Consider the following 26,580-nt stretch of genomic DNA (forward strand, 5'->3'; position numbering starts at 1 on the left):
CACAGGTGCGGTATCCGCGCGTCTGGGCAACCGGAACATTCGGCGAGCCGCGCCTGCCTCACGACCCCCGCTGCATGTCGAGGCTGATCTCCTCGGCATCGAGCTGCCCGAGCGCGCGGCTCAGCGCCGATGAGCTGTAGGCGCCCTGACTGCGCAACCTCAGCAATCTCTTGCGTTGGGCCGCGATGATCTCGCGACGCATCCTGCGGATCTGGACCCGCTCCTCGAAACTCAGGCCGTACGGGGTACTCGCGCCGCCTGGGACGACACCGGCCGCCGCCGCCCCGGACCCTCCGGGGGCATCGTCGGGATCGGTCACCGCGTCGGCCTCTGCGTCCTCGTCCGCCTCGCGACTGGCCTGCTCGAGGCGCGGACGCAACCACGGAATCTGCCTGACCGTGTCGGACTCGCTCATCACTTGCTGCACCGTCGCGTCGAGTTCGGCACGGAGTCGACGGCGCTCGGCGAGTATCTCCTCGGCGTTGTTGCTGATCCGCAGAGTTCGGATCAGCCAGGGCAACGTACCTCCCTGGATGAGCAGCGACGCCGCAGCCACGACGAACGCCACCAGCACCAGCAACGGCCGACCGGGAGTATCGAGCGGCAACGTCTGAGCTGCCGCGACCGTGACGACACCCCGCATGCCGGCCCAGACGATGATCGTCGACTCCTTCGGCCCGAGTGGCGCCTCGGCGTAATAGTCGATGTCGGCGAGCGTGCGTGTGATCCGCGAATTGATTCGTGCGGCTGTGTCGGTCGAGACCGGTGGCAATTCACCGTTGGCGAGCCTGGTCGCGTCGCGGGTTCGTCGACGCCGAAAAGCTCTCCGCCACCACTGGCGGCTGCGCCGCTCCTGCCCGCGATCGACGTCGTCGCTCGGTGTCACGGTGAAATCGGCGAGCATGGGCCGTATCTCATCGCCCCGCCGTCGCTTCCGGTCGAGCCACCACGCCAGCGGAACCACGTAGAGGGCGCGCACCACCAGCACGACGCCGAGGACCGCCAGACCGATCCACACGGCGTTGGGCACGCCCTCGTGGTCGTTGTGTACGTCCGACATGAGCGTGAACAGTTCGAGGCCCATCAGCAGGAAGACCGCACCCTCGGCGATCAGTTCGACGACACGCCAGTTCTGCATGTCGGAGATCCGGTGCTGTGGAGTGAGGAACCGCACGGCGCCCGCGCCGGTGATCAGCCCCGCCGTCACCGCGGCCACGAGTCCTGATGCACCGATCGCTTCGGCGGGAACGTACGCGATGTAGGGAACGGTGAACGAGATGACCGTGTTCGCCGTCGCGTCACGCATCCGCGAGCGCACCCACAGATTCGCCACGCCGACCGCCGCACCGATCGCCACGGCACCGGCGACCGCCCACGCGAAGTTCAGTGCGACGCCCCAGAACGAGATCGTGGTGGCTGTGGCCGCGATGGCCGCACGGAGAAGCACCAGCGCAGAAGCATCGTTGAACATGCTCTCGCCCTCGAGGACCGCGACGACCCGCGGCGGTACACCCATCCGTTTGGCGATCGACGTCGCCACGGCATCTGTGGGACTGACGATCGCGCCGAGCGCGACGCCGGTGGCCAGCGGGACCCCGGGGATCACCAGCATGATGAACCATCCGACGACCAGCGCGGAGATGATCACCAACACCACCGACAAGGTGGAGATCGCGGTGAAGTCGCGGCGGAAGTCCATGGTTGGCATACCGATCGCCGCCGAGTACAGCAGCGGCGGTAGCACTCCGACGAGAATCCACTCCGGGTCGACGTGAAAAGCCGGTACGAACGGCATGATGCCGATGACCGCGCCGACGAACACCAATACCAACGGAGCCGGAACGTGGATACGCGGGGCGAGGTCGGTGACGAGCGCGATGAACAGGACTGCTGCGACGACGATCAGCAGTTTTTCCATGTCAGATCTCGCCTCCTCACGTACTCGCCGCCACAATCCCATCCATGATTGTGCCATTGAGTATTGACAACATATTCGTGCCGCTTTACCGTCGAAAGCCTACGACGTGGTGCGGCCCACACGTCACGTCAGCGGCCGAGACGACCACCAACTGTGCGGAAGGCGACAGCCATGACGAAGGCATTGAGGTACACCCCGAGCGAGTCCACTTCGCCGGATAAGAGCACTCCGGGACTCCGCCGCGCCGAGTACGAGGTGGTCCTCGACGACCTCTCGTCGGCGTCGGTGCACCGCAACTTCGACCCCTACCTCGACATCGACTGGGACGCCCCCGAGATGGCCGTCGTCGCCGACGATCCGCGCTGGGTGCTCAACTACGAGGTCGATCCGATCGGACGTCATCCCTGGTATCAGCAGCAGCCTCTGGAGAAGCAGATCCGCATCGGGATGTGGCGGCAGGCGAACGTCGCCAAGGTCGGGCTGCAGTTCGAGTCCATCCTGATCCGCGGACTGATGCAGTACAGCTTCAAACTCCCCAACGGCGCCAAGGAGTTCCGCTACACCACGCACGAATCGAAAGAAGAGTGCAACCACACGCTGATGTTCCAGGAACTGGTCAATCGGATCGGCATGGATGTGCCGGGGGCCAAGCTCGGCTACCGACTGATCTCCCCGCTCGTACCGCTCGTCTCGACGACATTTCCCACCGTCTTCTTCTTCGGCATCCTCGGCGGCGAAGAGCCGATCGACCACCTGCAGAAGGACTTCCTGCGCATGCGGTCCGACCTGCACCCGGCGATGGCCGCCGTCATGCAGCTACACGTCGCCGAAGAGGCGCGACACATCTCTTTCGCACACCACCACCTGCGCGAGAACGTCGCGCGCAAGGGACGGTTTCAACGCTTCGTGCTCTCACTGATGTTCCCGCTGGCGATGCGCATCCTGCTGGGCGCGATCATGGTCCCGCCCCGCAGCTTCGTGCATGAATTCGACGTCCCGCGCGAGGTCATGCGCGACATCTTCTGGCGCGCAGAGTCGTCGAAGCGTGTGCGTCGCAACGTCTTCGGCGATGTCCGCATGCTTGCCGAGCAGTGCGGCCTGATGAACCCGGTTTCGCGCATGACGTGGCGGGCGCTGGGGATCTCGGGCCGGTCATCGCGGTTCCGCAGCGAACCGACCTACACCGCGGCCTGACCGCCGACCACCTCGACGCCGACCACCTCGACGCCACCGCCGCTGACGACACCGAGAGCACCCGCCACCCATGCCCCACGTCGTGACCCAGTCGTGCTGCGGCGACGCCTCGTGCGTCTACGCATGCCCGGTCAACTGCATCCATCCGACCCCCGACGAGCCCGACTTCGGAACCTCGGAGATGCTCTACATCGACCCGTCGACCTGCGTCGATTGCGGCGCATGTGTCAGCGCGTGCCCCGTCGGTGCGATCGCTCCGTCGCATCGCATTCCCGCGGGTCAGGAGCGTTTCGCCGACATCAACGCACTCGCCTATGCCGCTGATGGAGAGTTCGGCCTCACCGATGCGCGGTTCCCCGTGAACCCGGTCCATCGGCTCCCGCTCGCACCGATCGAGCATCCTCGGGCGCTGGCGGCCAACGAGCAGGTGTCAGTGGGCATCGTGGGTTCGGGGCCGTCGGCCATGTACGCCGCCGACGACCTGCTGCGACACAGCGCAGTGTCGGTGACGATCTACGAGCGGCTCCGGGCACCGTTCGGCCTCGCACGCTACGGCGTCGCCCCTGATCACACACGCACTAGACGCGTCATGAACCTGTTCGACGACATCGCGCGCCATCCGCGCGTCGAGATCCTGCTCGACACCGAGATCGGCCGCGACCTCCCCCTCGACGACCTCCGCGCGCGACATCACGCGGTGATCTGGGCTGGCGGCGCCCCGACGGATCGTCGACTCGAGATCGAGAACGTCGATGCGCCTGGCGTCGGGTCGGCCACGTCATTCGTCGGGTGGTACAACGGCCACCCCGACTTCGCGGCGCTGCGCCCCGACCTCTCGAACCGCGCGGCGGTCGTCGTCGGCAACGGCAATGTCGCCCTCGACGTCGCCCGCATCCTGGCCAAGGACCCGGCGGATCTCGTCGGCACGTCGATCGCACCGCACGCACTCGACGCGCTGCGGTCGTCGTCGATCGAGCAGATCACCGTCCTCGGACGCCGCGGACCCGCACATGCGGCCTTCACGCTGCCCGAACTGGTCGGACTCGTCGACGACGGCGTGCGGGTGGTCACCGACCCCGAGGACCTCGTGGGCACTCGTGACCTCGACGTCGACCCGATCACGCGTACGAAGCTGGATCTCCTCACCGAAGTCGCCACCACCGAGCCGGTATCGGGCCGCCATATCCGACTCGCGTTCCACCGGACGCCGCAGTCCGTGTCCGTCGACGACTCCGGTGCCGCGAATGGACTCGTGGTGTCACGCCCGGATGGCGGCGTCGCCACGCTGCCCGCTGGCCTGATCCTCACCTCGGTCGGTTACCGCGGACGACCAGTCGCGGGGCTACCGTTCGACGCCGCGCGCGGCGTGATCCCGAACGAGGCGGGCTGCGTCGTCGACGACGGACGTCGTGTTCCGGGCATGTACGTGACCGGGTGGATCAAGCGCGGGCCGTCTGGCTTCATCGGCACCAACAAGACCGATTCCGGGGAGACCGTGGCATCGTTGCTGGTCGATCTCGAGGCCGGTCGTCTCCCGAGACCTGCGCGCAGGCGCCGCGTAACGCTCCTCCGCACCGGGCGCTGACCGGTAGATTCGCGGGTATGAGTCCCACGAAACCCACTCAGCAGGCCGAATACGACCGCACGACGACCGAGGCCACTCTGCCGCTACTCGCGACGGAGATGCGCCTCGGACTCCGCGAGTACGTGAAGGACGAGGGACTCGAACTCGACGACCGGTCTCCGGCGTGGGTGACGCGCAGTTCACAGTCGGTGCAGCCGGGACCGCTGGCAGCGCCGAGTGCGGAACCCGACACCGACGACACCGATTTCGGCACGTTGGTGGTGGTGACCCCCACCCATCTGATCGTCGAGGTGGTGGGGTCGAGCAAAGGTGTCGTCGTGACGTCGGTGCCATTGGCTCGGGCATCGCTGTCGCCGACCGACACACTCCCGACCGACCCGGCCGCACGCGCATTCACGGTGTCCGGATTCCCCGACGACGGCCCACTCGGAAACGTGTGCCACATCGGGCTCGGTCCCGAGTCGGAAGCCGACGACTGCTTCGCGGCGGTCCGTGCGGCGATTCTGGGAGCCGCTTAACAGTTCGTCGCAAGCCGCGCCGCGATTTGGCGTTCTTCCCAAAGAACGCGCTGAACTGCGGTTTCACTGATAGCCGGTCGAGACCGTCGGTATCTGAATCGAGGCAATGTCACAATTCGGTTTCCTACGTTCGAATGACCCCGCTTGGGCATCGCATGGACATGCAGCCCCGAGTATCGTCATCCCGCGATGGGGGTGGCCTGGGGATGAGCAACACACTTTCACGCTTTGCCTATGTCGACGCTGCACGCACGACGGCCCAGAGTTTCGTCGACCTCGTGTGCAGCATCGACAATCCGGACATATCGCTGAGCAGGCGCTCGACGTGGACTGTCGCCGAGTGCGTCGGACATGTGGCCAGTGAGCCGGCGCGCTATCTCGACCTGGCCAGCGGTGCGACCGCGTGGCCGAGTCGGCCTTCGGATCTCAAAGACATCTACGCCAAGCAGATCGCCAACCTCACCACGCGCGACGTGCGCAAACTTGCCGACAGACTGCTCGACGACCTCGAGGAGTTGCTGCATCTGGTCAGCCACTTCGGCGCGCGGGTGCCGGTCATGGCCGTCGAGGGTGATCGTCGCGGCGTTCGCGCCGACTCCGCGCTCGGCATCCTGATCGGCAAGATGACCGTCCACGGACACGACATCGCGCGGGCCGTCGGGACACACTGGGATCTCGATCCCGACATCGCACCGCTCGTCGCTCGGGGTCGACACCAGCTCCTGCCCTGTTGGATCGATCACCTCACCGAGACGTCGCCCGACGCCACCTACGAGGTCCGCTTTCGCGGCACCGACGAACGCTTCGTCTACCAGTTCACCGACGGACATTTGGAGATCAATCCCGGCGAACACGCCGACCCCGACCTGTACGTCAGCGTCAAGCCGGCGGCGGGCGTACTCATCGGCTACGGCCGTTTGTCACCCATTCGCGCTCTGCTGACGGGGCGAGCCATGGCCTGGGGTCCCAGCCCATGGCTCGCGACTCATCTGGTCAAGCGGTTCGCGCCGCTTGATTCCTGACACGACCACCGCGCTGCTGACCGCGTCCCTGCGTGTTGGAACCCTGCTGTCCACGCGACTGACCGCCGCGTCCCTGGCCCGAGCTGCGTTGGCCCGAGCCGCGTGCACCCGAGCCGTTTCGGCCCGAGCTCTCGTGTCCTGAACCGCGCTGGTCCGAGCCGCGCGAGCTCTGCTGGCCGCGTGCATCGCGCTGGCCGCTGCCACGGCGGCGCGACCCGTTCGAGCCGGGACGACCGCGTCCACCCGCAGCACCCTGCCGGGGTCGCCCTGCCGGACGAACGGGCTCTGCCGTGGGCTCGACGCGCTCGGCTCGCTCGCCGACCAGCGAGTCGACCTCCGACGATGCCGGGCGCACCCGGACGGGCTTGACCTTGATGGCCGCCTTGCCGAGCAGTCCCGCAACGTCGCGACGCTGATCGGGCAGGCACAGGGTGACGACGTCACCGGCGTTGCCCGCACGTGCTGTACGGCCTGAGCGGTGCAGATATGCCTTGTGCTCTGCAGGCGGGTCGACGTGGACGACGAGCTCGATGTCGTCGACGTGCACACCGCGCGCAGCGACGTCGGTCGCCACGAGCACGCGCACGCCACCCTCACCGAATGCCTTGAGGTTGCGATCGCGTTGCGGCTGGGAGAGGTTGCCGTGCAGATCGACGGCGGGGATGCCGTCGGCCGTCAGCTTCTTCGCGAGTTTGCGAGCCTGATGCTTGGTACGTGTGAACAGGATTCGACGTCCCGCTCCCGAGGCGAGCTCGGCGACCATGGCGTTCTTGTCGGCGTGCTCGATCTCGAAGACGTGGTGGGTCATGGCCTCGACGGGCGAGGTGGCCTCGTCGACCGAGTGCATAGTCGGATTGTGGAGGAAGCGCTTGGCCAGTTTGTCGACACCGCGGTCGAGGGTGGCGGAGAAGAGCATCCGCTGACCGTCGGACGGTGTCGCTGCGAGGATTCGGGTGACACCGGGAAGGAAGCCGAGGTCTGCCATGTGATCGGCCTCGTCGATGACCGTGATCTCGACGTTGTCGAGACGCACGATGCGTTGCTGCATCAGGTCTTCGAGACGACCGGGGCATGCGACGACGATGTCGACGCCGCGCCCGAGTGCCTGCTCCTGACGTGCCTGCTTCACTCCACCGAAGATGGTGGTGACTGTGAGGCCGACCGCCTTCGCGAGCGGCTCGACCGCCGTGGCGATCTGCGTCGCGAGTTCGCGAGTCGGGGCGAGGATCAGTCCGGTGGGCGCACCAGGGACACGGTCGACGTCGAGTTCGGCGAGCCCGGCAACGAGCGGGATCGAAAACGCAAGTGTCTTACCGGAACCGGTACGGCCACGACCGAGCACGTCACCGCCGTCGAGAGTGGCGGGCAGCGTGTCGACCTGGATGGGGAATGCCTCGGACTTTCCGTCCGCGACAAGTACTTTCACGATCTCGGCGGGTACACCGAGTTCGGCAAATGTGGTCATTGAGGTATCTCTCTAATGCTCAACAGCACTCGAGGACCCGTTGGGCCGGTGTGCTGTGGTGGCGAAATCGCGGGTGCGCGAAGTCGTTTCGCCGTATGAAGTCAAAGAGCGGAGGTCGACCCCTGTCTGTGTCGGGGGACCCGCCGCGAGAATTGCGATCTACGACGCGTCGGCGATGCCGTGGCATGCCAATAGGTACACCGTACGCGACCATCGACAACATGGTCGAATCAAGGTGAGCACGCTCACGTCCGGATGCGCACCGCTCGGCGCCGGGCGGACCTCAGAAAGCTTCGCTGACCAGCACCGCGAACGTCCCGGGCTCGAGGGCGTCGAAGACGTGGTCGGCGTCGCCGGGATAGGAGATGAAGTCGCCGGGGGCGAGTTCGACGGGGTCGTCGGTCGGACCGACCAGCGCCCGACCGGCACAGAGCACGACATGCTCGACGACGCCGCGTGCGTGGGGTCGCGACACCTTCGCCTCCCCCGGTTCGGCGCGCAGCAAGAAGATGTCGCGCCGCGAGGACGGGGACGCCGCCGACAGGAGCGTCGAAATGTACTCGGCTGTCGCGGAGGGAATGGCCGGGCCGTCGCCGAACCTGATCACCTCCACACGACGCGGTGGAGTGTCGACGAGATCGGAGAACGTGAGGCCGAGCGCCTCACTCAACGCCCAGACTGTCTCGATGCTGGGGTTGCCAAGACCCTGCTCGAGCTGCGACAACGTGGATTTTCCGATGCCTGCCCGACGCGCGAGCTCGCCGATAGAGAGCCCGACGCGGGCGCGCTCTCGCTTCAGTGCCGCGGCGATGATCGCCGTCGGGCCCGACGACGCGCCGTCAACGGGCACATCTCCGCCGGCGCGGCCGAGATGGTCGGCGCGATCATCGTTCGACGAATCGTCCGAGTGTTCATCTTGACGAACAGGTGTCATGTGTCCATTATATTGTTCATGCGTTCGTCATGGGAAACACTCGGCTATGACACGCTGCGGAGCGTCGCAGTGATGTCGCTATCCGTGTTCGTCATCGGGTGCTCCTACGGAGTGGCTGGACACAGCGCCGGTCTGAGCTGGTGGCAGATCCTGACCATCGCCTGCGTCGTGATGGCGGGATCGAGTGAGTTCGTCTTCGTCGGCATCCTCGCCACCGGTGGGCTACCGATCGTCGGCGCGCTCGCCGGGCTGCTCGTCAACACCCGAAACCTCGGGTACGGACTGTCCGTCGGACCGTATCTCGGGTCGGGCGTGCGCCGCCTGATCGGTGCGCACATGGTGAACGACGAGACCGCGGCCCTGACCGCAGCAGCCCCCAACGCCGAACAGGGGCGGGCGGCTTTCCTCTGGTGCGGCATCGGGGTTCTGGTGTCGTGGCCCGCCGGCTCAGCTGTGGGTTCTGCTGCGGGACAGATCATCTCGAGTCCCGAAACACTCGGACTCGACGCCGCGTTCCCCGCACTTCTCGGCGCACTCGCGATCTCGGCCCTGCGGGCCCACCGATCCGAGCGCGGGAGCCTCGGCGCCTCCCTGATCGTCGGCGCGGTGATCGCCGTTGCGGCAACACCTTACGTTCCGTCAGGAGTGCCGGTACTGCTCGCTCTCGCAGGCCTCCTCGCCGGGGCGCGACTCCCCCGCCGCGACCCCGCCGAGCGTGCACTCCCTGCCGCCGACCGTGCGCTCCCTGCCGCCGAGCGTGCGGCTCGGACCGCCGACCGTGCGGCCTGGTCCGCCGAGAGTCGCTTTCGGAGAACAGATTCAGCAGTGAGTGCCCCATGACGCACGGAACGCAACTCTTCATCGCCGTCGCGGTGTTGGCCGCGGGCACCTACGCCCTGCGGCTCGCCGGCCCCCTGCTGCGTTCGCGAATCACGGTGTCGGACAGAGTGCGTTCGGTCATCGACCGCGCGGCTCTGGTCCTACTCGTCGCCGTCGCCGCGACCGGAGCACTGTACGCCGGGCAGGATCTCGCCGGGTGGGCACGTCCGGCGGGGGTCGCGGCCGGAGTGATCGCCGCTGCACTCAAGGCACCACTAATCGTCGTCATCCTGCTGGCTGCGGGAGTTGCGGCGGGGCTGCGTGCCGCGGGGATCTCCTGAGTTTCGTCGTTCACCCCAACATGACGGGTAACCGCCACAAGGGTGCGTGCGGCTCCAACTGCCACTGACGCACTGCATTCAGACGGATGATGCGCGTGGTCCCGAGAATCAACAGGCCGGCCAAGGGGAGCTCCGCCAAGAACGCCGTGAGCAGTGACACCCACCGGTCGTCCGGTGCAGCGGTCATGATGTCGAACCAGGCGTCGCAGATGAGCAGCACCCCGGTGGTGAAACCCGCGAGCACCAGCAACTGTTTCCGCATGATGCCAAGGACCGCGGTCGCCGCCATCATCGCGACCAGCAAGATGTCGAAGCCGATCCACGTGACCGACCAGTTGTGCGCCACGTAATCGACGGGAAGCGTGAACCCCAGGAACACGATCCACGGGATCAGCGCGATCGCCCCGCCGGCCATCAGCCCGATACGCACCGCACACAGACGGTTCACGACTACCGGACTAGGCGCGACGTCCTCGAGCGGCCGCGACAGTCTGGCGATCAGCTCTCGACGTTCGTCGGCGGTGAGTCCCGCAATCACGTCGTCGGACAAGACACTCTGCGTCATGGCAATCGTCTCCCTGCGTGCACGGTCCAGTCTTACCCTTCCGCGCAGGAAAGCTGCACGCTCCGGGATGGACTGAACCGTGCGGGAGACCGCCGAGTGTGAGGACGCGTCTGGGAGCTGACTCCTGCCAGACCCGAGAACTACGCCGCCTGAGCTGTCTGTGGTGGAGCTAAGGGGAATCGAACCCCTGACCTACTCGATGCGAACGAGTCGCGCTACCAACTGCGCCATAGCCCCTGGTGATCACTGCGTGACCAGCCGTAGGACACTCTAGCAGTCGGCGCGGGGAAGGTCACAAACGCCTCGTCGACGTGGCGGCAGACGTGGATCGAACCGACTTTCGGTTACGCTGCAATCCGTGGCCACGATGTCCGATACAGAACTCGCAACTGCCCTCAACCGCGCGATCGGCATCATCAATCCGATCCTCGACGCACTCGCCACGTCGGATCCGCTGGGAATCAAGGCCAGCACATTCGACGACGAGCCGCAGGAACGTTCCCGGATCGACAAACTTCGCCACGTCGTCGCACACGGTCTCGACGTGGCCGACTGGCCGGGCACCCACGGATGGTCGGAGCTGTCGCTGGAGCAGCGCGCCAAGTGGTGGGTCAATCGCATCGGGGCGCTCAACACCGTCGCCGTCTCCTACCCTGGCGTGTTCGGCGCGTGGGCGAAGGCGCTGCCACTGACCAGCGCGCTCGGCTACGCCAATCAGGCCATCGTCCTCACGGCGGTCGCCCGCGAGTACGGGGTCACCGACCGCAATGATCAGGTGCGCCTCCTGGCGTCAGTGCTCAGCGACAGAGAACTGAGTGCGGACGCGGCGGCAGACACCGATCCGTTCGCAGACGAGTCGTCGGGAAAGAAGCGTCGCGGGTGGTCGGTGATCAGTGGATTGTGGGAGGTCGCGCAGATCCTGCGGAAGCTCAACGACGAACTCGATCGTCGACCCGGGCCGCCCAAGCTCCTCGGAATGCTCAGTTACATCCCCGTCGTCGGCGCGCCCATCACCTACGTGGGCGAGAGATTTGCGCTCCGCCGTGCGGTCGCTGACACCACCAAGTGGATCAAGAACCACCCTGATGCGATCAGCGTCAGCCAGCAGCAGCCCGACGGAAGTCGTCGTCCTCACGCATGACCCGACGCCGCTGGAACGGCGGGATGTGATCGAAGATCGGGTCCTCGTCGTCGATCTCGACGACGACGGCACCGCCCGGCCTCCGCATCTGGGGTGCCGGTTCAACCACCGGGACGAACTGTGGTGCAGACATCTCGCGGCGTCGACGTTCTTCGTCCTGGCGGCGTTGGCGCGCCATACGGGCTGCACGCTGCGCGCGTAGCCGCTGCTCATTGCGGACAGCGCTGCGCAGGTACGCGAGGTAGGCCGCCAGCATCACGACGGTGACACCCGTCGCGACCCAGCCGACCGGCCCGAGAACGACGCCGAGCACGATAGCGACGAGCACGAGTGTCAGCAGCGCGATGGCCACCCGCTGACGCTCGCGGTACCGGATCTTCCTGTCTCGTTCCTCGAATGAGGTCCCCGAGCGCCTAGCATCGCGTGTGCGGCCACGGTTGACAGGCTTCGCAACCTCCGGTTCGGCTGCAGCAGCGGGCTTTTCGCGGGGCTTGGCATTCTCGTAGCCGTCGACGTCGTCGAGGAAGTCGTCGTCTGCGTCATCCTCGAGCTCGTCGTCATAGTCGGCGCCGTCGTAGTCAGCGTCGTCGTAGTCGGTGTCATCGTAGTCAGCGTCGTCGTCGAACTCATCGACGTCGTCCTCTGCGTCGTACTCGTCGACCGCGTCATATTCGTCGTCGGAGTACTCGTCCTCGACTTCGTCGTACTCGTCATCGAGGTCGTCGTCGTACTCGTCATCGGCGTCGTATTCGTCATCGAGTTCCGCGCTGTCATCGCGGTCGTCGACGTCGTGCTCGAGGTCCGAGTCGCCATGGAGCTCAGCGTCGTCGGAGTCCGTGTCTGTGGTGTCACTGCTGTCGTCGGCATCGATCTCAACATCGACGACATCATCCGCCGAGTCGGAAACGTCGTCGACATCCTCGGAGTCGATGAGTTCACCGGTCACCGCGACGTCGTCCGACCCGTCGGCATCGTCGAGGTCGGCATCGCGATCGTCGACGTCGGCCGCGACGTCGGCCGTTGAATCCGCCGCTGGCGCGTGCACTCTGGCACCTGTCGCTCGCTTGAAGGTTGCGCGGCGGGAGGTCGGGGCGTCGTCGGACTCGATCGTCAGGTCATCCACCTCGGTCTCATCCACCTCGGTCTCATCCACCTCGGTCTCGTCCAGAACGGCCGTCGCAGTGCGGGTCGTCGAACGCGACGAGCGCCTCGACGTCCATGAGGGGTCGTGCGGGTGTGCACCCGCGGAGCGTCGCGACGTCACCGACCGTGCTTTGGTTCCGCCACGGTGCAGCAGCCGCGTCATACGTGCCGCTTCGGTCGACTTGCGCATCTGGGGCCGACCCTTGATGACCATGGGGACGAGGACGAAAAGCCACACCACGACGAGGCAGACCCACAGCACGGAGTTCGGCATTCGACCTCTCCCTTCACTCACGCTGGTTACACCGGACCACCCAACAATTTAGGTGCGGATCCCGCGCGAACTGCGCAGACGCGCCGGACGCCGGGCAGATTGCCCTGATTCATACGGCTTTCTCAGCCAGCCCGTCGCGGTGCCGTCGACGGGGAACCCGGTGCCCTCGGCGCGAAACCCGGTGCCGTCGACGCGAAACCCGGTACCCCGGTGCCCTAACCGGCGACGAAGCGCGCGTCGACGGAGACGGCGATGTGAATGTCCTCGGCCCGCAGTTCGAGAGTCGGCGCAGCACCGCCCGCGGCGGGCGCACCGGTAACCATCATGCGACTCATCGGTTCAGCCGAGTTCGAGAGCATGTCCGGGTCGGCGAGTTGGATCGCCCGCACCGGTCCACGACCGACCGCGTCGGCGTAGGCCTGTGCTTTGGCGACGGCATCGTCGACGGCCTGCCGACGGAGATCCCTTTCGTGCTCGAGCCGCCCCTCGTCGGTGACGTCCCAGCGCACACCCCCGACATCGACTCCCTCGACGGTGGCCCACGTGTCGATAAACGTGCCCAGCTCGTCGAAGTCGACGAACTCTGTTCGCACACGGATCTGCGTGACGTACAGCAACTCTCGCGGCTTCCCCTTGGGGTCGACAGGGCGATACGACCACACGTGCACCGACTCGCTGTGCCACTTCGACACCGCTCCCCGCTCGTCCAGGTCTGTCAGCGACTCGGCGATCCGCGCCTGTACCTCCACGGCGTCGGTGTACACCGTCTCGCGGTCCGGGCCGGAGAAGTCGACCGACAGCGACAGCAACGCACGCTCGGGCGGGTAGCTGCCGCGAGCATTGCCGCGAACCACGATCTCCAGTAATTCCGACGCACCACGTGTTGACTCGGCCATACCGTGACCCTACCCAGGCGGGCGGCGGCTACAGGAAGCTCGCGCGTCCGGACCGCACCAGACGCTCCACCGCGCCCTCGGGGATCTCTTCGGCGGTCAGCGCGAACAGGATGTGATCGCGCCAGCGCTTGTTGACGTCCATGTAGCGTTCGAGAAGACCTTCACGCCGGAAGCCCAGCTTGGTCAGCACCGCCTGCGACGCCGCATTCGACGGCTGGACGGTGGCCTCGAGACGATGCAGGCCCACCGGGCCGAAACAGTGGTCGACCCCCAATGCGACTGCGGCAGTGGCGATTCCCTGCCCGAAGTGGTCCTGGTCGATCCAGTATCCGATCCATGCGGTGCGCACTGCGCCCCGCTGGATGTTCCCCACGGTGAGCTGCCCGACGTAGTGCCCGTCGACTTCGATGACGAACGGCAGGATGGTGCCGCGCTTGGCCTCGGATTTGAGCACCGCGTAGAGCGGCGGCCACGACGCAGGCTGATGACGCTCGGCCCAACTCCCCACACCTGTCGGCTCCCACGGCAGCAGAGAGTTCTGGTTGCGTATCCGGAGATCACTCCAGTTCTTGGCGTCGCGCACACGCACCGGACGCAACGTCACGGCGCCACCGCGAGAAACCAATGGTCCCAACGTCGCCGGCCACCCAGGACTGGCCGGAACACCGCTCAACCATCTGAACACGTCGACGAGTCTATTCGGTGAACGTTGTCACGTGACCGGCTCACGCACATGCGCTGATCGAGCCTCCGCGTCTGCTCATCCCCGCTGAGCGAGGAAAGCGACCTCAACCTCGTCACCCGTGCCGAGCTCTTCGACGTCGGGGTCGACGATGATCAGGCAGTTCGCGTCGGCGAGTTCGGCCAGCAGATGCGACGATCCCGTCGGCGACGCCCCGAGTACCTGCACCAGGTACTCCCCCGACTTCTCGTCGCGCATCAACTGCCCGCGGAGATATCCCTTGCGACCTGCGACGGAGGCGATCGGCCCGATCGTCCTGGCCGTGATGATGCGTCGCATCGGCTGGCGTTTGCCCAGCGCGATTCTGATCAGGGGTCGAACCATGACCTCGAACGTCACGAGCGCACTGACCGGATTGGCAGGCAGCAGAAACGTGGGGACCTCGTCGCGGCCGAGTCGGCCGAAGCCCTGGACCGACCCCGGATGCATGGCCACTCGCACGATCTCGAGGTCGCCGAGGTCGGCCAACGCGTCGGCGATGGCACGCGACGCCGTTCCGCCCACCGCTCCACAGATCACGACGATCTCCGACCGGATGAGTTGCGCCTCAACCACTTCGCGTAGCCGAGACGACTCGCGTTCGGCCAACCCGACACGGTTCACGTCGGCACCGGCGTCACGCGCCGCCGCGGCAAGGGCGTAGCTGTTGACGTCGTAGATCTGGCCGGGACCGGGTGTGCGGTCGATGTCGACGAGCTCACTGCCGACCGAGATCACCGACAGTCGCGGCTTGGGATGAACCAGCACCCGCGACTGTCCCACCGCTGCGAGCAGTCCCACCTGTGCCGGACCGATGATCGAGCCTGCGCGCACCGCGACGTCGCCTGGCTGGACGTCGTCGCCGATGCGTCGAACGTAATCACCGCTGTCGACGCCGTGCCCGACCTTGACCTTCTGCTCGCCACCGTCTGTCCAGCGCAGGGGCACGACGGCGTCGGCCAGCGTCGGCATCGGGGCACCAGTCTCGACGCGCACCGCCTGCCTCGGCTGAAGCCGTGTGGGAGTGCGCGCACCCGGCGCGACCTCACCGACCACCGGGAGCGAGACGATCATCGGCTCACCGGCCTCGGGGTCGACGAGTTCGGCGCCACCGGCGTCGAACTCCTCGAACTCGTCGGGATCGCTGGGGGCAGGCACACCGGCCAGTGCCACGTCGACGGCTCGCACCGCATAACCGTCGATGGCAGCCTGATCGAAACCGGGCATCGGTCGCTCGGTGACGACCTCCTCCGCACACATCAGGCCCTGCGCTTCGGAGATGGCCACTCGCACCGGCCGCGGAGCGACCGCCGCAGCGGTCACCAGCGTCAGATGATCTTCGACGGACCGCATCTCACCTCATTGCCTCGCAACGACATACGTCGGTTCATGACGTTAGTCTGCGCGCCGACCCAGAGGTGGCAGGCGCGCGGAGGAGCCACAACACCGACGTGCGCACCGGCGAGTGCTTCAGTCCTTCGTGAGCCGCTCCGTCAACCATTCACGCAGGTCAGGTCCGTAATCGTCGCGGTCGAGCGCGAAGTCGACGGCCGCTTTGAGGTAGCCACCTGGGTTTCCGAGATCATGTCGGGTGCCCTTGTGTACGACGACGTGCACCGGCTCGCCCTCTTCGATCAGCAGTGCGATGGCGTCGGTGAGCTGCAACTCGCCGCCCGCGCCGGGCTTGATCCGACGCAGGGCGTCGAAGATCTTGAGGTCGAGGATGTACCTGCCCGCTGCGGCGAGATTCGACGGCGCATCCTTCGGATCGGGCTTCTCGACCATGCCCTTGAGCTTCATCACGTTGGGGTTGTTGGCGTCGGGAAGCTCCTCGACGTCGAACACGCCGTAGGCGCTGATCCGGTCTTCTGGCACCTCGATCGCGCAGAGCACCGATCCGCCTCGACGTTGCCGGGTGCGCGCCATGACCTCGAGCACCCCGCCGGGCAGGACGAGGTCGTCGGGCAGCAAAACGGCGATGGCGTCTTCGTCCTCGTCGAGGTAGGGCTCGACGCACCCCACCGCGTGCCCGAGGCCCAGCGGCTTCTCCTGAATGACCGAGGCCACCTCCAACAGCGACGGCGCCTTACGCACCTTGGCGAGCATCGCGGCCTTACCGCGCGTGGCCAGTGTGTTCTCCAGGACCAGGTCCTCGACGAAGTGCGCCACCACGCCGTCCTTGCCGGGCGAGGTGATGATCAACAACCGCTCGGCGCCCGCGGACTTCGCCTCCTCGGCGACGAGTTCGATGCCGGGGGTGTCGACGACGGGCAGCAACTCCTTGGGCACTGTTTTGGTCGCAGGCAGGAACCGGGTGCCGAGGCCTGCTGCGGGAACCACAGCGGTACGCGGGATCGGCGGGGTATTCGGGACCGAGGAGTACTCAGTGAATTCGACGGTGCTCGACTTGCTCACGCTGGACGTCATACGGACACCATAATGTCGGAGTCTGACGACGTCCCCGCGAAGCGTTGTGGATCACCTGACCGGCTGACGATGTGCCCACCAATTCGTCACCTTTGGGCACTACAGTGCGGGTCAGATCACAGTGAAACGCTCAAACTTCTGGGGAAGGCGACGACCGCGGTGGCAACGCTCAAGAACAAGTTGCGTGACGAGATCTCTGCCCGACGCCGCTCGATGTCGCCGTTTGCACGCGAGCAAGCTGCTGGCGACCTCGCCGACTGGATCTACGCCGCGCCCTTTCGACTCGAGTACGACGTCACCGTTGCCGCCTACGTTCCTGTGGGGTCCGAACCCGGTTCGCCCGCCATGCTCGACGCACTGGTCGATCGGGGTGTGAGCGTACTCGTGCCGGTGGTCCCCGACGGCGATCCTGCGCCACTCGACTGGGTCCGCTACGACGGCGCGACCACACTTCAGCCCGGACGCTGGGGACTTCTCGAACCAACCGGCGAGCGCCTCGGCGTCGAAGCCGTGCATGCAGCCGCGGTGGTGTTGCTGCCCGCGCTGGCGGTCGACAAGACCGGCGTCCGACTCGGCCGCGGAGCGGGGTATTACGACCGCACCCTGGTCGGAAGTTCCGCCGAGCTCGTCGCGGTCGTCTACGACGACGAGGTCGTCGATTCACTTCCGTCGGGCAATTACGACATTCCGGTCGGGTGGGTACTCACTCCGGCGCACGGTTTCCGGGAATTGCGGTAATTCCGCGGTCTGCTGCGACACCACATGCTCACAACGACAAAGGTGCCGCGGATTACTCCGCGGCACCTTTGTTGTTACGAGAATTCAGAACGGTACTGCTCAGAAGGGCAGAACGATGCAGGTTCCGCTGGTCAGCGACGAGTTGATCTGACCGATAGTCGGGGTCTGGATGCCGCGGCCACCAACCTTGACAGTGACGGATTGAGACGAAGAACCCTGCTGCGCAGTGATCTTGTAGGTGCCGACCTTCGTCGGCTTCCACGTCGTGGTCGCCTTATTCGTCTGAGTGCTGGGCTGCACAGATGCCGGGTCGACTGCACCGCCGCCCACAGGGGAAATCGTAAACTCGACTGCGTTGTTGGGGTCGGAGTTCGTGACGGAAGCCGAAACGGTGTAAGAGCAGCCCGTCCCGTAACCGATACCTGCCGGACCATACCCCGCAGGCGTTGTGATGCTGACTCCGGTCACCGCCGCCGAGGCAGGTGCGGCCAGCGCGACGGCCAACGCGCCGGCGCCGATCAGGGCGCCGCTGGCGCCTGCGATACGAAGTCGAGTGATCTTTGAAGCCATTGCCGATTTCTCCTCATGCTGTTCCAGCGCAGAATGACTGTTTCTGCGGCACTGGATCGGTTTCAAACCGGTCCTACGGTAGCAAAAAGAGGTGAGCAGGCAACACGAACGATCGGGTTAAAAGAAAGAGACAAAATAACCCTTCGAACGGACCACACGGTGCTGTCCGAATGCGCTCAGAGCCGACGCCAAGTGGGGATGAGCCGTCAGGCCGAGGCGGGCGCGCTGCTCTTCGAGTCGCTCTTCGACGACGACGCGTTCGATCCGCTGTCGCTCGACGAGGAACTCGTGGACGACGAGCTCTCCGACGACGACGAGCCGCTGTCGGACTTGCTGCTCGACGACGCCGACTCGGAGCTCGACGAACCCGAGCGCGAATCCGTGCGGTAGAAGCCGCTGCCCTTGAACACGATGCCAACCGAGTTGAACAACTTGCGTAGCCGGCCCGAGCACTGCGGGCATTCGGTCAGCGAGTCATCGGAGAACGACTGAACAATGTCGAACTTGTTGTCGCACTCCGTGCACGCATACGAGTAGGTGGGCACCGGTACCTCCGAAGACTGTGAAGTGATTCGCCATAGATTCTAACCAACTCTGGCACTCGTACATTCCGAGTGCCAAGACTTCGGATCTCTGACCCAACACCCGAGGTCACGAGGTTGACGACCTCCACCACCGGACGCCAGTTGACCGTTCGCCGCGCAGTAAACGAAGAACCATGGAAAGGTAAACGTCTGCCAAAGCCTTGGCGGGCGAACGATGTCCTCCGAGGTATCGCTACCCGGAAGGACCCATGACCGACTTCTTGGACTCGGTGAACGGATACGTCTGGAGCAACGCTCTCGTCTTTCTCTGCCTGGGCGCAGGCGTGTACTTCTCGATACGGTCGCGCCTCGTCCAGCTGCGACGAATACCCGACATGGTGAAGCTCATGTTCCACGGGGAGAGCTCTCCGGATGGGGTCTCGTCCTTCCAGGCTCTCACCATGTCACTCGCCGGACGCGTCGGCACCGGCAACATCGCCGGTGTCGCCACCGCGATTGCCTTCGGTGGGCCGGGTGCACTGTTCTGGATGTGGCTCGTGGCGTTCCTCGGAGCGTCGACGTCGTTCGTCGAGTGCACCCTCGCTCAGATCTACAAGACCCGCGATCGCCTCACCGGTGAGTACCGCGGCGGACCGGCCTATTACCTCAGCCGAGCCTTCGCACACACGAAGGCCGCGCCGGTCTTCAAGCTCTACGGGCTCCTCTTCGCCGCCGTGACCGTTCTCGCGTGCGGCCTGCTGCTTCCCAGCGTGCAGTCCAACTCGATGGCCATCGCCGCTGAAAACGCTTGGGGCATCGAGAAATGGGTCTTCGCGGTGGCGACGGTGATCGTGCTCGCGCTGGTGATCATCGGTGGCGTCAAGCGGATCGCGAACTTCGCATCGATCGTCGTGCCCTTCATGGCGATCATCTACATCATCGTCGCGATCGTGATCGTGGCGATGAATGCCTCAGTCGTCCCGAACGTGATCTCCACGGTCTTCGCAAGCGCCTTCGGCGCCGACGCCGCTTTCGGTGCGATCATCGGCGCCGCGATCATGTGGGGTGTCAAGCGAGGCCTGTACTCCAACGAAGCCGGGCAGGGCACCGGGCCGCACGCAGCAGCAGCCGCGGAGGTGTCGCACCCCGCCAAGCAGGGACTCGTTCAGGCGTTCGCGGTCTACATCGACACCCTTTTCGTCTGTTCCGCCACCGGATTCCTCATCCTGTCGACTGGTGCATACCGAGTTTTCGAGGGCGAGTCGGAGTCGGGTGCGGTAATCGCCGAAGGTGGGAACCTCCCGGCAGACGCCGAGGTGGGCCCGACATTCGTGCAGACCGGCTTCGACACCCTCTGGAGCGGCGCCGGATCGTCGTTCGTCGCGATCTCGCTGCTGTTCTTCTGCGTCACGACGATCATCGCCTACTACTACATGGCCGAGACGAATCTCCGGTTCCTGCTGGGCCGCGCGTCGACCGTCTACGTCCGACCGCTGCGCAGCACCGTGGGATCGAACGCCACCATTTGTCTGCAGGTGCTGATCCTGGTCTCCGTGGTGATCGGTGCGGTATCGACTGCCACCGAGGCGTGGACGCTCGGCGACATCGGCGTCGGACTCATGGCGTGGCTCAACATCATCGGCATCCTGATCCTGCAACAGCCGGCGTTCAAGGCGCTGCGTGACTACGAGCACCAGCGCAAGCGTGGCCTCGACCCCACCTTCGACCCGGTGGCACTCGGCATCACCGGAGCGACGTTCTGGGAGGATTACGAGCCGGTCGAGAAACGACGACGCCCCGTCGAGGCCGACGTCTGAGACCGTCGTGGGCTCAGCCGCCGATCACGTCGAGGTCGGTGTCGACGACGCCGTCGCGGTTCATGTCGGGGTCACGCGCCTTGTGCGCATTCCAGCGGAGCATGATCGCTGCGACGCACGCCGCGATGACCGATCCGATGAGGATCGCGCCCTTGGCGGGTGCGGCGTGATCGGCCTCGCCGAAGGAGAGTTCGGCGATCAGTAGGGCGACCGTGAAGCCTATGCCGGTGAGCATGCCCACCGGGATGAGGTCGCGCAGTCCGATCGAATCGGGTAACCGAAGTGGAGTCAGACGCGTCATGAGCGCAGTCGCGCCGAGCACCCCGGCGATCTTGCCGACGCACAACCCCACCACGATTCCGATGGAGACCGGTTGGACCAACGGTTCGTCCGCACCGACAACCGACACACCGGCCGCGGCGAACGCGAAGAGCGGCAGAGCCACTCCGGCAGACCACGGACGTACGGTCTCGTCGAGCAGTTCGGTGCGCGAGAGCCGCTCACCTCGAATCGTGAGTGCAGGTACGACAAGCCCGAGCAGGACACCGGCGACGGTGGCGTGCACTCCGGACGCGTGCATGCACGCCCACGCAACGACAGCCAGCGGCAGCAGCAGCCACCGATAGGAGCGGGACAGCCGGACCACGACACCGAAGGCGATGATCGCCAGCAGGGCGCAGCCGAGCATGACGAAGTTGATGGATTCGGTGTAAAAGACTGCGATCACCGTGATTCCGAGGAGATCGTCGACGACTGCGAGAGTGAGCAGGAAGGTGCGTAGCGCCAGCGGGAGTCCCCGCCCGAAGATCGCGAGGACGGCGAGCGCGAAGGCGATATCGGTGGCGGTGGGAATCGCCCAGCCACGCAAGGCTTCCGGGTCCAGTGCGCCGACCACCGCCACGTAACAGAGTGCCGGCGTGATCATCCCGGCCACGGCAGCGACGATCGGCACACCTGCCAGCCGGATGTCACGAAGGCTTCCGGCGACGAACTCCTGCTTCAATTCGACACCGACGACGAAGAAGAAGATCGCGAGCAGCCCGTCGGCGGCCCATTCGCTGAGTGAGAGATGGAGGTGCAGCGACTCCGGGCCGATCTCGTAGGCCAGAAAACTGTGGTAGCCCTCCCGCCACGGGGAATTGGCGATGAGGACGGCCAGTGCGGCGCTGATCAGGAGAAGCGCGCCGCTGGTGGTGTCGAGTGAGAGAACTCGACGAAAGCGTTCCCGACGATTGTGTCGGCGCCAGCCTGGCGGTCCTGTCCGATCCGGTGTCCCCGTCGACGTGGTCGACTCGGGGGCCGAAGTATCGAGGGCTGCGTCGAGCGACGCGTCGCTCCCCGAGATGTGTCCCTCGGAAGAATGCTCTGGCATGCGGTGATCCTGTCGGGCTGTCCCGGCAGCGAGGCCGAGAGGGGTCGATTGTGCATCCGGATCGCGATCCGGATCGCCGACCAGACTTCCCGGCACACCGTTGTCCATTCTAACGGAACACGACGTTATCCACCGACCGCTCACCGTGGAGCGGTTGTCCACAACCTCGTCGAGGGCACGGTCACACATGCCCGGAGGCGACTACGTTTCGCCCATGAGACCAGCGCGTGGAGATCGGACCCGCCCTGATCGTCGAGGCCGAGACCGCCTGAGTCCGCGTCTCGTCGACCGTCTGGGAGCGGCCGTGCGCCCGGGCTGGGCGCGGTCGGTTCTGATTCGACGATCCGCGGCGGCACTACTCGTCGCAGCCGCCCTCGGCGTGGCCGCGTTCGGGGGCGCCGAACAAAACACCGACTCAGTGATGGTCGCGTCGCACGACCTATTGCCGGGTACAGAACTGACGGCGGGCGACCTGGTCGCCCGCCGGGTGGCCGCAGGGATCGTTCCATCCGGGGCACTACGTATGTCGCGGGACGGGTCGGGTCGAACGGTGACCGGTCTGGTCAGGGCCGGTGAGATCCTGACCGACGCCCGACTCCTGTCGCCACGCCTGCCCCAGCAACTGACCGGTTCTGCCGATGCACGCCTCGTGCCGGTGCGACTGTCCGACGACGCCGTGTCGGCGCTGTTGCGCGCGGGCGACGTCGTCGACGTGATCGGCCCAGAGGCGGAAGTACTCGCCAGGCGCGCCGTCGTCGCACTGGGGACCGAGCGGCCGACGTCGAGCGCCCTGGCTGCGCGAAATCAGGCGTCGGCGCCCGTCGTACTCGCGATGGATCAGAAATCAGCACTGCGCGTCGCGACAGCGGGCCTCGACGTCGCCCTTGCTGTAATAGTGCACTGAACTGCGCTTTCTGCATCAGAGCGAGCGGGATGAACGGTAGTTGCACGGGACACAACATCGTTCGGTTCCGCAACGTCACAGGCTGACTCCATTAACATCACAAAGAACGGACTGTGCACCACTGAGCAGATTCCGTCGCACCTCACCAGGCACGTCCCCACCCGACCGATGAGAGGAACGGAAAGTGCTCAAGGGTTTCAGGGATTTCATCATGAAGGGCAACGTGGTCGATCTGTCCACGGCCGTCATCATCGGCACTGCCTTCACCGCCATCGTCACGGCGTTCACCGACGGCATCATCAAGCCGATCATCAACACCATTCCGTGGAGCCCGAACGAGGCCGACGGCCTCGGTTTCGAACTGGTCAGCGGTAAGTCGTCGACGTTCGTCAATCTCGGCGGAGTCCTCACCGCGGTCATCAACTTCTTGATCATCGCCGCAGTCGTCTACTTCATCATCATCTTGCCGTACAACAAGCTCGCCGAGCTGGGCGGCTTCGGCAAGAAGGCCGAGGTCACCGAGGTTGCACTCCTCACCGAGATCCGCGACCTCATGGATCCCGACGGCGCATCGAAGGCCAAGGCCGATGCGGAGAAGAACCTGCCCGATCACCTGAGCGAGTCGGGAGGCGGCGACGCCGGATCATCGGGTTCCGGCGACCAGGGATCACCCGACACGCATTCGTCCGCGTCCACACCCCCGTCGTCCTCATCCGCGTCGTCCGACACCGCACAGCCGACCCAGCGCCTGACAACGCCACCACCGGCTTCTCAGGCCCCCTACGAGGCCCCCTCGACGTACGGCAATCCCCCGTCGTATCAGAGCCCCTCAGGGCAGCCGCAGCAGAATCCCCCGACGTATCCGCCCGGACAGTCGGGAGCATCGCAGCCGGGCTATCCCACCCCGAACCCCGCACCCGGCAACTACCCGCCGCCCGGCAACTACCCACCGAGCAGTTACCCCCCGCCGGGGTCGCAGTTCCCCGGCGACTACCCGCCCGACTCGGGACGTCACTCACGCTGACTGCGGTATCCCACGACAAGCAGAACCGGCCACGCCCGTCTCGGGTGTGGCCGGTTCTGCTTGTCGTGGGATACCGCAGTCGTCGCGGCGACGACGTCCAGACGTTTGACAGCGATTCGCCCACCGGGCCCCAAGGTTTCGTTTCTACGTTGAGACCCGTTGGCGCCGACCGCGATCGGGAGTACGTCGACTGAATTGCACAACAACACGATGGAGGAGCAACGATGCCTCAGCCTCACGGCAACCAGCGACCCGGCCAGAACAACCACGGTCGTCCGCAGCCCCAGCCGCGCCCTCGGCCCCGTCCCTGGTTCCCGTTCCCGTTCTTCGGAAGCTGAACCAGCCGGTAGTTGAACCGATCGGTGACGTCCGACGCGTCACCACAGAACGGGGTTCTGCTCGCCGATTGCCAATCCCCGAGCTATCGGCGCCGCAGCGCTCACAGAGCGGGAACCGGCCCCCGGTTCCCGCCCTGATCTGCCTGAGCCACAGCCACGAAGGTAGGCCCGCTCAAGGCAGAAAGCCGCAGGGCGGGAACCATCCGGTTCCCGCCCTGCGGCTTTCTGTTGCGTTGTGCGAGACGCGCGATCAGCCGAGGCTGAACGGCTTGCCGCGCAAGGTGACGATGCCCTTCACCGAGTCGGTGCTGACCTTCACCTGAATGATCGCCTGAGCCGAAGCGTAACCGGCGCAGCCGTCGACGCCGACCTTCTCCTGGCTGTAGGCCACGCCACCACTGTTGCCGGTGAACGTGTAATCGCTGATCGAGTAGTTCGAGTCGGCGGTGTTGCTGATGTTGCTCGAGGTGCTGTCGATGAGCCACACGGTCTTCGCCTGGCCTGGGCCGAGGGTCACGCCTGCGTTGGAACTCGCCGACGGTGTGACAGTTGCGCCATTCGTGGGGTCAGGCGCAGCTTCGGCCCCTGCGCCGCCGCCCGCGCTCGCGCCGAAGTTGACCTGGCAACCGAAGATGTAGCCGGACTGGATGCTGGCGCCCTCGGCCTTACCGCCGACGTTCACCTTGATCTTGCCAGACAACCAGGCTTCGCGGCTGGTCTGCACGTTGGTGACCGCACGCTGGATGTTGACCGACTCGTCGTACAACCTGATCGTGACGGGTGTGCCGTCGGCGAGGGTTTTCGTCGCGGATGCGCCCGGCAGCGGACCGGCCGCGGCGCCGCCAGCGCCGAGGCTGGTCAGGCCCATGAGTGCAGCGCCGGCGACGCCGACGGCAGCAGCCACGCGACGCGTGTTGATCTTCTTCATGATTCCCCTTTGTGGAATGTCAATCTGCTTGGAAGCAGAGAAATCTCAGATGATTGCTGGTTTGTCTGCTGCCACTCAGTTGAGGCTGAAGGGCTGGCCGTACAGGGTCGACTGGACGTAGCTTCCCGTTCCGCTGAGGGTTCCGTCCTTCGGGCTGTAGCCGGTAGCGGCGACAACCTTCACCGCCGAGCGGGCCGATGCGTAGCCAGCGCAGTTCGGCAGAAGAATGGTGTAGTCAGACACCTGGATAGCACCCGAGCCGCCTGCGTCGATGTCCTTGTCGGTCACGCTGACCACCGCCACCTGGCCGGGAGTGAGCGGCAGGCTCAACGAGCCACTCAGGCCCGCGGAGCTCAGCGACAAGCTGCCACCGAGATCGAGCGACAAGCCTTCTACGTTCACCTGGCAACCGACGATGTACTTGAGCGCAACGTTTCCGGCGACACCCTTGCTCAGCTGCGCCGAGTAGGTACCCGACAGCTCCGCCGAGCGCTGGGTGGGGACGTTCGCGACCGTAGGCAGCGCGTACGCGGACTCATTCTTACGCCACGTCTGCACGACCTCGCCATCGACGCCAGTCGCCTTCTTGTAACCATTGGCCAGCTTGCCGGCCTCCGCGTGCCCCGCCCCCCATGCTGGTTGCGCCAATCACCGCGGCAGCGGCGACGGCGACCGCAGCAGCTCCGCGGCGCCCAAGCTTGCTGAACTTGCTCATTCGTTCCCTCTCACAGGATTCGGCTGTTATCCGAGGGAGACGAACTCGTTCCCTCGGGTTGACCTTGGCGGCTCGCGGGAATCATCGTCCGCTCCGGTTAACACGGCGTTTCGTCATGCTCACCGGAACGTTAATCTCCCAGCCCCCTCGTTCCACTGCTGCCGCCCGACATACGCCAGACCGCAGGACCACGCTCCCGGTCGCCCAGGGGACCGAGTGTTGTCGCAGCGAACGTTATCCGAGCTATATCAAAACGAGCAACAGCAACGCTCAGCTGGATCTCAACAAACTCTTACACGATTCCGCAGTCGGAGTTCACTCTATTAACAGAATTACTGTTAACAGAAGGAAAACACGCTGCGCCTTCGGCCTGGGAAGACGCAGCTCACTCGTAATGCGGTGGCCGCTGGGCGCGATACCACTCCTGAGAAGTCGCGCTGTGACCTTCGCCACTCTCGTCGGATGTGGTCTCAGGAAGATCGTCACCGAAAACGTCGTCGATCCGACGACGTTTTCTCGATTTCCGTCGGGCACCAGCTCCGGTTACGCGATTTTCGTCGTCACGCGACATATCAGGAATCTCGTCTCATCAGGACAGAAGGACGTTCGGCGAATTTCTGGTGAACAGCACGTGAATCCAACTCATGCGTTGAGCTGCATTTGGTGATAGATACGCGCGGTTGGCGT

Annotated in this window: 24 protein-coding genes, 1 tRNA gene and 1 pseudogene; 11 read left to right on the forward strand and 15 right to left on the reverse strand. The window is 65.5% G+C overall.

Features of this window, described 5'->3' with window-relative positions; translation table 11 throughout:
* Positions 1 to 58 precede the first annotated feature (58 nt).
* Entirely contained in the window at positions 59 to 1,918 is a 1,860-nt protein-coding gene (locus tag LK459_RS03480) for a cation:proton antiporter (RefSeq protein ID WP_227921850.1), read from the reverse strand.
* Between the two features lie 171 nt (positions 1,919 to 2,089).
* Between LK459_RS03480 and LK459_RS03485 the strand changes: the two genes are divergently transcribed.
* The 4 genes from LK459_RS03485 to LK459_RS03500 all read left to right on the forward strand — a co-directional run bounded on the left by LK459_RS03485 (position 2,090) and on the right by LK459_RS03500 (position 6,237).
* Entirely contained in the window at positions 2,090 to 3,112 is a 1,023-nt protein-coding gene (locus LK459_RS03485; protein ID WP_227921852.1) for an AurF N-oxygenase family protein, read from the forward strand.
* 70 nt (positions 3,113 to 3,182) lie between these two features.
* Complete coding sequence (locus LK459_RS03490) at positions 3,183 to 4,697, forward strand: 4Fe-4S binding protein (protein WP_227921854.1); 1,515 nt, start codon at positions 3,183 to 3,185, stop codon at positions 4,695 to 4,697.
* A gap of 17 nt (positions 4,698 to 4,714) precedes the next feature.
* The gene (locus LK459_RS03495) at positions 4,715 to 5,215 is read left to right on the forward strand and encodes a hypothetical protein (RefSeq protein WP_227921856.1); all 501 of its coding nucleotides are present in this window, start codon (positions 4,715 to 4,717) and stop codon (positions 5,213 to 5,215) included.
* A gap of 206 nt (positions 5,216 to 5,421) precedes the next feature.
* Complete coding sequence (locus tag LK459_RS03500; RefSeq protein ID WP_227921860.1) at positions 5,422 to 6,237, forward strand: maleylpyruvate isomerase N-terminal domain-containing protein; 816 nt, start codon at positions 5,422 to 5,424, stop codon at positions 6,235 to 6,237.
* Here LK459_RS03500 and LK459_RS03505 read toward each other — a convergent pair.
* Both LK459_RS03505 and LK459_RS03510 read right to left on the reverse strand, forming a co-directional pair.
* Positions 6,209 to 7,702, reverse strand: coding sequence for a DEAD/DEAH box helicase (locus tag LK459_RS03505; RefSeq protein WP_227921862.1), 1,494 nt, complete (start codon positions 7,700 to 7,702; stop codon positions 6,209 to 6,211). The genes LK459_RS03500 and LK459_RS03505 overlap by 29 nt on opposite strands.
* Positions 7,703 to 7,985: 283 nt before the next feature.
* A complete protein-coding gene (locus tag LK459_RS03510) occupies positions 7,986 to 8,636 on the reverse strand; it encodes a helix-turn-helix domain-containing protein (protein ID WP_227921864.1) in 651 nt (216 codons plus the stop codon).
* An 18-nt stretch (positions 8,637 to 8,654) separates the two neighbouring features.
* On the opposite strand from LK459_RS03510, the gene LK459_RS03515 reads away from it, so the two are divergent.
* Positions 8,655 to 9,476 (forward strand): AzlC family ABC transporter permease, encoded by an 822-nt coding sequence (locus tag LK459_RS03515; protein WP_227921865.1) that lies wholly within the window; start codon positions 8,655 to 8,657, stop codon positions 9,474 to 9,476.
* A complete protein-coding gene (locus LK459_RS03520; protein WP_007236534.1) occupies positions 9,473 to 9,796 on the forward strand; it encodes an AzlD domain-containing protein in 324 nt (107 codons plus the stop codon). Before LK459_RS03515 ends, LK459_RS03520 begins: the two co-directional genes overlap by 4 nt.
* Before the next feature lie 10 nt (positions 9,797 to 9,806).
* Here LK459_RS03520 and LK459_RS03525 read toward each other — a convergent pair whose 3' ends face one another.
* Together LK459_RS03525 and LK459_RS03530 are read right to left on the reverse strand one after the other, a co-directional pair.
* A complete protein-coding gene (locus tag LK459_RS03525) occupies positions 9,807 to 10,361 on the reverse strand; it encodes a hypothetical protein (protein ID WP_227921867.1) in 555 nt (184 codons plus the stop codon).
* A gap of 161 nt (positions 10,362 to 10,522) precedes the next feature.
* Positions 10,523 to 10,598 (reverse strand) — tRNA-Ala (locus LK459_RS03530).
* Between the two features lie 121 nt (positions 10,599 to 10,719).
* Here LK459_RS03530 and LK459_RS03535 point away from each other — a divergent pair.
* Positions 10,720 to 11,502 (forward strand): hypothetical protein, encoded by a 783-nt coding sequence (locus tag LK459_RS03535; RefSeq protein ID WP_227921869.1) that lies wholly within the window; start codon positions 10,720 to 10,722, stop codon positions 11,500 to 11,502.
* On the opposite strand, the gene LK459_RS03540 is transcribed toward LK459_RS03535, so the two are convergent.
* The 5 genes from LK459_RS03540 to LK459_RS03560 form a co-directional block, all read right to left on the reverse strand.
* Positions 11,459 to 12,919 (reverse strand): gephyrin-like molybdotransferase receptor GlpR, encoded by a 1,461-nt coding sequence (locus tag LK459_RS03540; RefSeq protein WP_227921870.1) that lies wholly within the window; start codon positions 12,917 to 12,919, stop codon positions 11,459 to 11,461. The two genes, LK459_RS03535 and LK459_RS03540, sit on opposite strands and share 44 nt — an antisense overlap.
* 215 nt (positions 12,920 to 13,134) lie before the next feature.
* On the reverse strand, positions 13,135 to 13,815 hold the full coding sequence (locus tag LK459_RS03545) for an SIMPL domain-containing protein (RefSeq protein ID WP_007236540.1): 681 nt from the start codon (positions 13,813 to 13,815) through the stop codon (positions 13,135 to 13,137).
* 28 nt (positions 13,816 to 13,843) lie between these two features.
* Positions 13,844 to 14,500, reverse strand: a complete 657-nt coding sequence (locus LK459_RS03550) for a GNAT family N-acetyltransferase (RefSeq protein WP_227921871.1) — start codon at positions 14,498 to 14,500, stop codon at positions 13,844 to 13,846.
* 75 nt (positions 14,501 to 14,575) lie between these two features.
* Entirely contained in the window at positions 14,576 to 15,889 is a 1,314-nt protein-coding gene (gene glp / locus LK459_RS03555) for a molybdotransferase-like divisome protein Glp (protein ID WP_007239745.1), read from the reverse strand.
* A 117-nt stretch (positions 15,890 to 16,006) separates the two neighbouring features.
* Positions 16,007 to 16,963 (reverse strand): UTP--glucose-1-phosphate uridylyltransferase, encoded by a 957-nt coding sequence (locus LK459_RS03560; protein ID WP_227921872.1) that lies wholly within the window; start codon positions 16,961 to 16,963, stop codon positions 16,007 to 16,009.
* Between the two features lie 159 nt (positions 16,964 to 17,122).
* Here LK459_RS03560 and LK459_RS03565 point away from each other — a divergent pair, with 159 nt between their 5' ends.
* Complete coding sequence (locus tag LK459_RS03565; protein WP_227921873.1) at positions 17,123 to 17,701, forward strand: 5-formyltetrahydrofolate cyclo-ligase; 579 nt, start codon at positions 17,123 to 17,125, stop codon at positions 17,699 to 17,701.
* Between the two features lie 99 nt (positions 17,702 to 17,800).
* Here the strand turns inward: LK459_RS03565 and LK459_RS03570 are convergent, their stop codons facing one another.
* Complete coding sequence (locus tag LK459_RS03570; protein WP_227921875.1) at positions 17,801 to 18,337, reverse strand: hypothetical protein; 537 nt, start codon at positions 18,335 to 18,337, stop codon at positions 17,801 to 17,803.
* Between the two features lie 140 nt (positions 18,338 to 18,477).
* The gene (locus LK459_RS03575; RefSeq protein ID WP_083835939.1) at positions 18,478 to 18,816 is read right to left on the reverse strand and encodes an FmdB family zinc ribbon protein; all 339 of its coding nucleotides are present in this window, start codon (positions 18,814 to 18,816) and stop codon (positions 18,478 to 18,480) included.
* Positions 18,817 to 19,064: 248 nt separating this feature from the next.
* On the opposite strand from LK459_RS03575, the gene LK459_RS03580 reads away from it, so the two are divergent.
* Positions 19,065 to 20,612 (forward strand): alanine/glycine:cation symporter family protein, encoded by a 1,548-nt coding sequence (locus LK459_RS03580; RefSeq protein ID WP_227921877.1) that lies wholly within the window; start codon positions 19,065 to 19,067, stop codon positions 20,610 to 20,612.
* 13 nt (positions 20,613 to 20,625) lie between these two features.
* Here the strand turns inward: LK459_RS03580 and nhaA are convergent, their stop codons facing one another.
* Positions 20,626 to 21,984, reverse strand: a complete 1,359-nt coding sequence (gene nhaA, locus LK459_RS03585; protein WP_227921878.1) for a Na+/H+ antiporter NhaA — start codon at positions 21,982 to 21,984, stop codon at positions 20,626 to 20,628.
* A 214-nt stretch (positions 21,985 to 22,198) separates the two neighbouring features.
* Here nhaA and LK459_RS03590 point away from each other — a divergent pair, with 214 nt between their 5' ends.
* Together LK459_RS03590 and mscL are read left to right on the forward strand one after the other, a co-directional pair.
* Positions 22,199 to 22,888: an SAF domain-containing protein gene (locus LK459_RS03590; protein WP_407648715.1), complete on the forward strand. Its 690-nt coding sequence runs from the start codon at positions 22,199 to 22,201 to the stop codon at positions 22,886 to 22,888.
* Positions 22,889 to 23,072: 184 nt separating this feature from the next.
* Entirely contained in the window at positions 23,073 to 23,912 is an 840-nt protein-coding gene (mscL, locus tag LK459_RS03595; protein WP_227921880.1) for a large conductance mechanosensitive channel protein MscL, read from the forward strand.
* A gap of 588 nt (positions 23,913 to 24,500) precedes the next feature.
* Here the strand turns inward: mscL and LK459_RS03600 are convergent.
* Positions 24,501 to 25,178: an MspA family porin gene (locus tag LK459_RS03600; protein WP_227921882.1), complete on the reverse strand. Its 678-nt coding sequence runs from the start codon at positions 25,176 to 25,178 to the stop codon at positions 24,501 to 24,503.
* 75 nt (positions 25,179 to 25,253) lie between these two features.
* Positions 25,254 to 25,893, reverse strand: a pseudogene (locus tag LK459_RS03605) (MspA family porin).
* Between the last annotated feature and the right edge of the window lie 687 nt (positions 25,894 to 26,580).

Source organism: Gordonia otitidis, from assembly GCF_020735545.1.
Classification (GTDB): Bacteria; Actinomycetota; Actinomycetes; order Mycobacteriales; family Mycobacteriaceae; genus Gordonia; species Gordonia otitidis.

Bases quoted from the DNA above. Each gene is read 5' to 3' on its own strand.
- LK459_RS03495 (WP_227921856.1), top strand. From the start codon at position 4,715: ATGAGTCCCACGAAACCCACTCAGCAGGCCGAATACGACCGCACGACG.
- LK459_RS03560 (WP_227921872.1), bottom strand. From the start codon at position 16,963: ATGACGTCCAGCGTGAGCAAGTCGAGCACCGTCGAATTCACTGAGTAC.
- nhaA (WP_227921878.1), bottom strand. From the start codon at position 21,984: ATGCCAGAGCATTCTTCCGAGGGACACATCTCGGGGAGCGACGCGTCG.
- LK459_RS03525 (WP_227921867.1), bottom strand. From the start codon at position 10,361: ATGACGCAGAGTGTCTTGTCCGACGACGTGATTGCGGGACTCACCGCC.
- LK459_RS03515 (WP_227921865.1), top strand. From the start codon at position 8,655: ATGCGTTCGTCATGGGAAACACTCGGCTATGACACGCTGCGGAGCGTC.
- glp (WP_007239745.1), bottom strand. From the start codon at position 15,889: ATGCGGTCCGTCGAAGATCATCTGACGCTGGTGACCGCTGCGGCGGTC.
- LK459_RS03520 (WP_007236534.1), top strand. From the start codon at position 9,473: ATGACGCACGGAACGCAACTCTTCATCGCCGTCGCGGTGTTGGCCGCG.
- LK459_RS03600 (WP_227921882.1), bottom strand. From the start codon at position 25,178: ATGAAGAAGATCAACACGCGTCGCGTGGCTGCTGCCGTCGGCGTCGCC.
- LK459_RS03500 (WP_227921860.1), top strand. From the start codon at position 5,422: ATGAGCAACACACTTTCACGCTTTGCCTATGTCGACGCTGCACGCACG.
- LK459_RS03490 (WP_227921854.1), top strand. From the start codon at position 3,183: ATGCCCCACGTCGTGACCCAGTCGTGCTGCGGCGACGCCTCGTGCGTC.
- LK459_RS03480 (WP_227921850.1), bottom strand. From the start codon at position 1,918: ATGGAAAAACTGCTGATCGTCGTCGCAGCAGTCCTGTTCATCGCGCTC.
- LK459_RS03540 (WP_227921870.1), bottom strand. From the start codon at position 12,919: ATGCCGAACTCCGTGCTGTGGGTCTGCCTCGTCGTGGTGTGGCTTTTC.
- LK459_RS03580 (WP_227921877.1), top strand. From the start codon at position 19,065: ATGACCGACTTCTTGGACTCGGTGAACGGATACGTCTGGAGCAACGCT.
- LK459_RS03545 (WP_007236540.1), bottom strand. From the start codon at position 13,815: ATGGCCGAGTCAACACGTGGTGCGTCGGAATTACTGGAGATCGTGGTT.
- LK459_RS03590 (WP_407648715.1), top strand. From the start codon at position 22,199: ATGAGACCAGCGCGTGGAGATCGGACCCGCCCTGATCGTCGAGGCCGA.
- LK459_RS03485 (WP_227921852.1), top strand. From the start codon at position 2,090: ATGACGAAGGCATTGAGGTACACCCCGAGCGAGTCCACTTCGCCGGAT.
- LK459_RS03505 (WP_227921862.1), bottom strand. From the start codon at position 7,702: ATGACCACATTTGCCGAACTCGGTGTACCCGCCGAGATCGTGAAAGTA.
- LK459_RS03510 (WP_227921864.1), bottom strand. From the start codon at position 8,636: ATGACACCTGTTCGTCAAGATGAACACTCGGACGATTCGTCGAACGAT.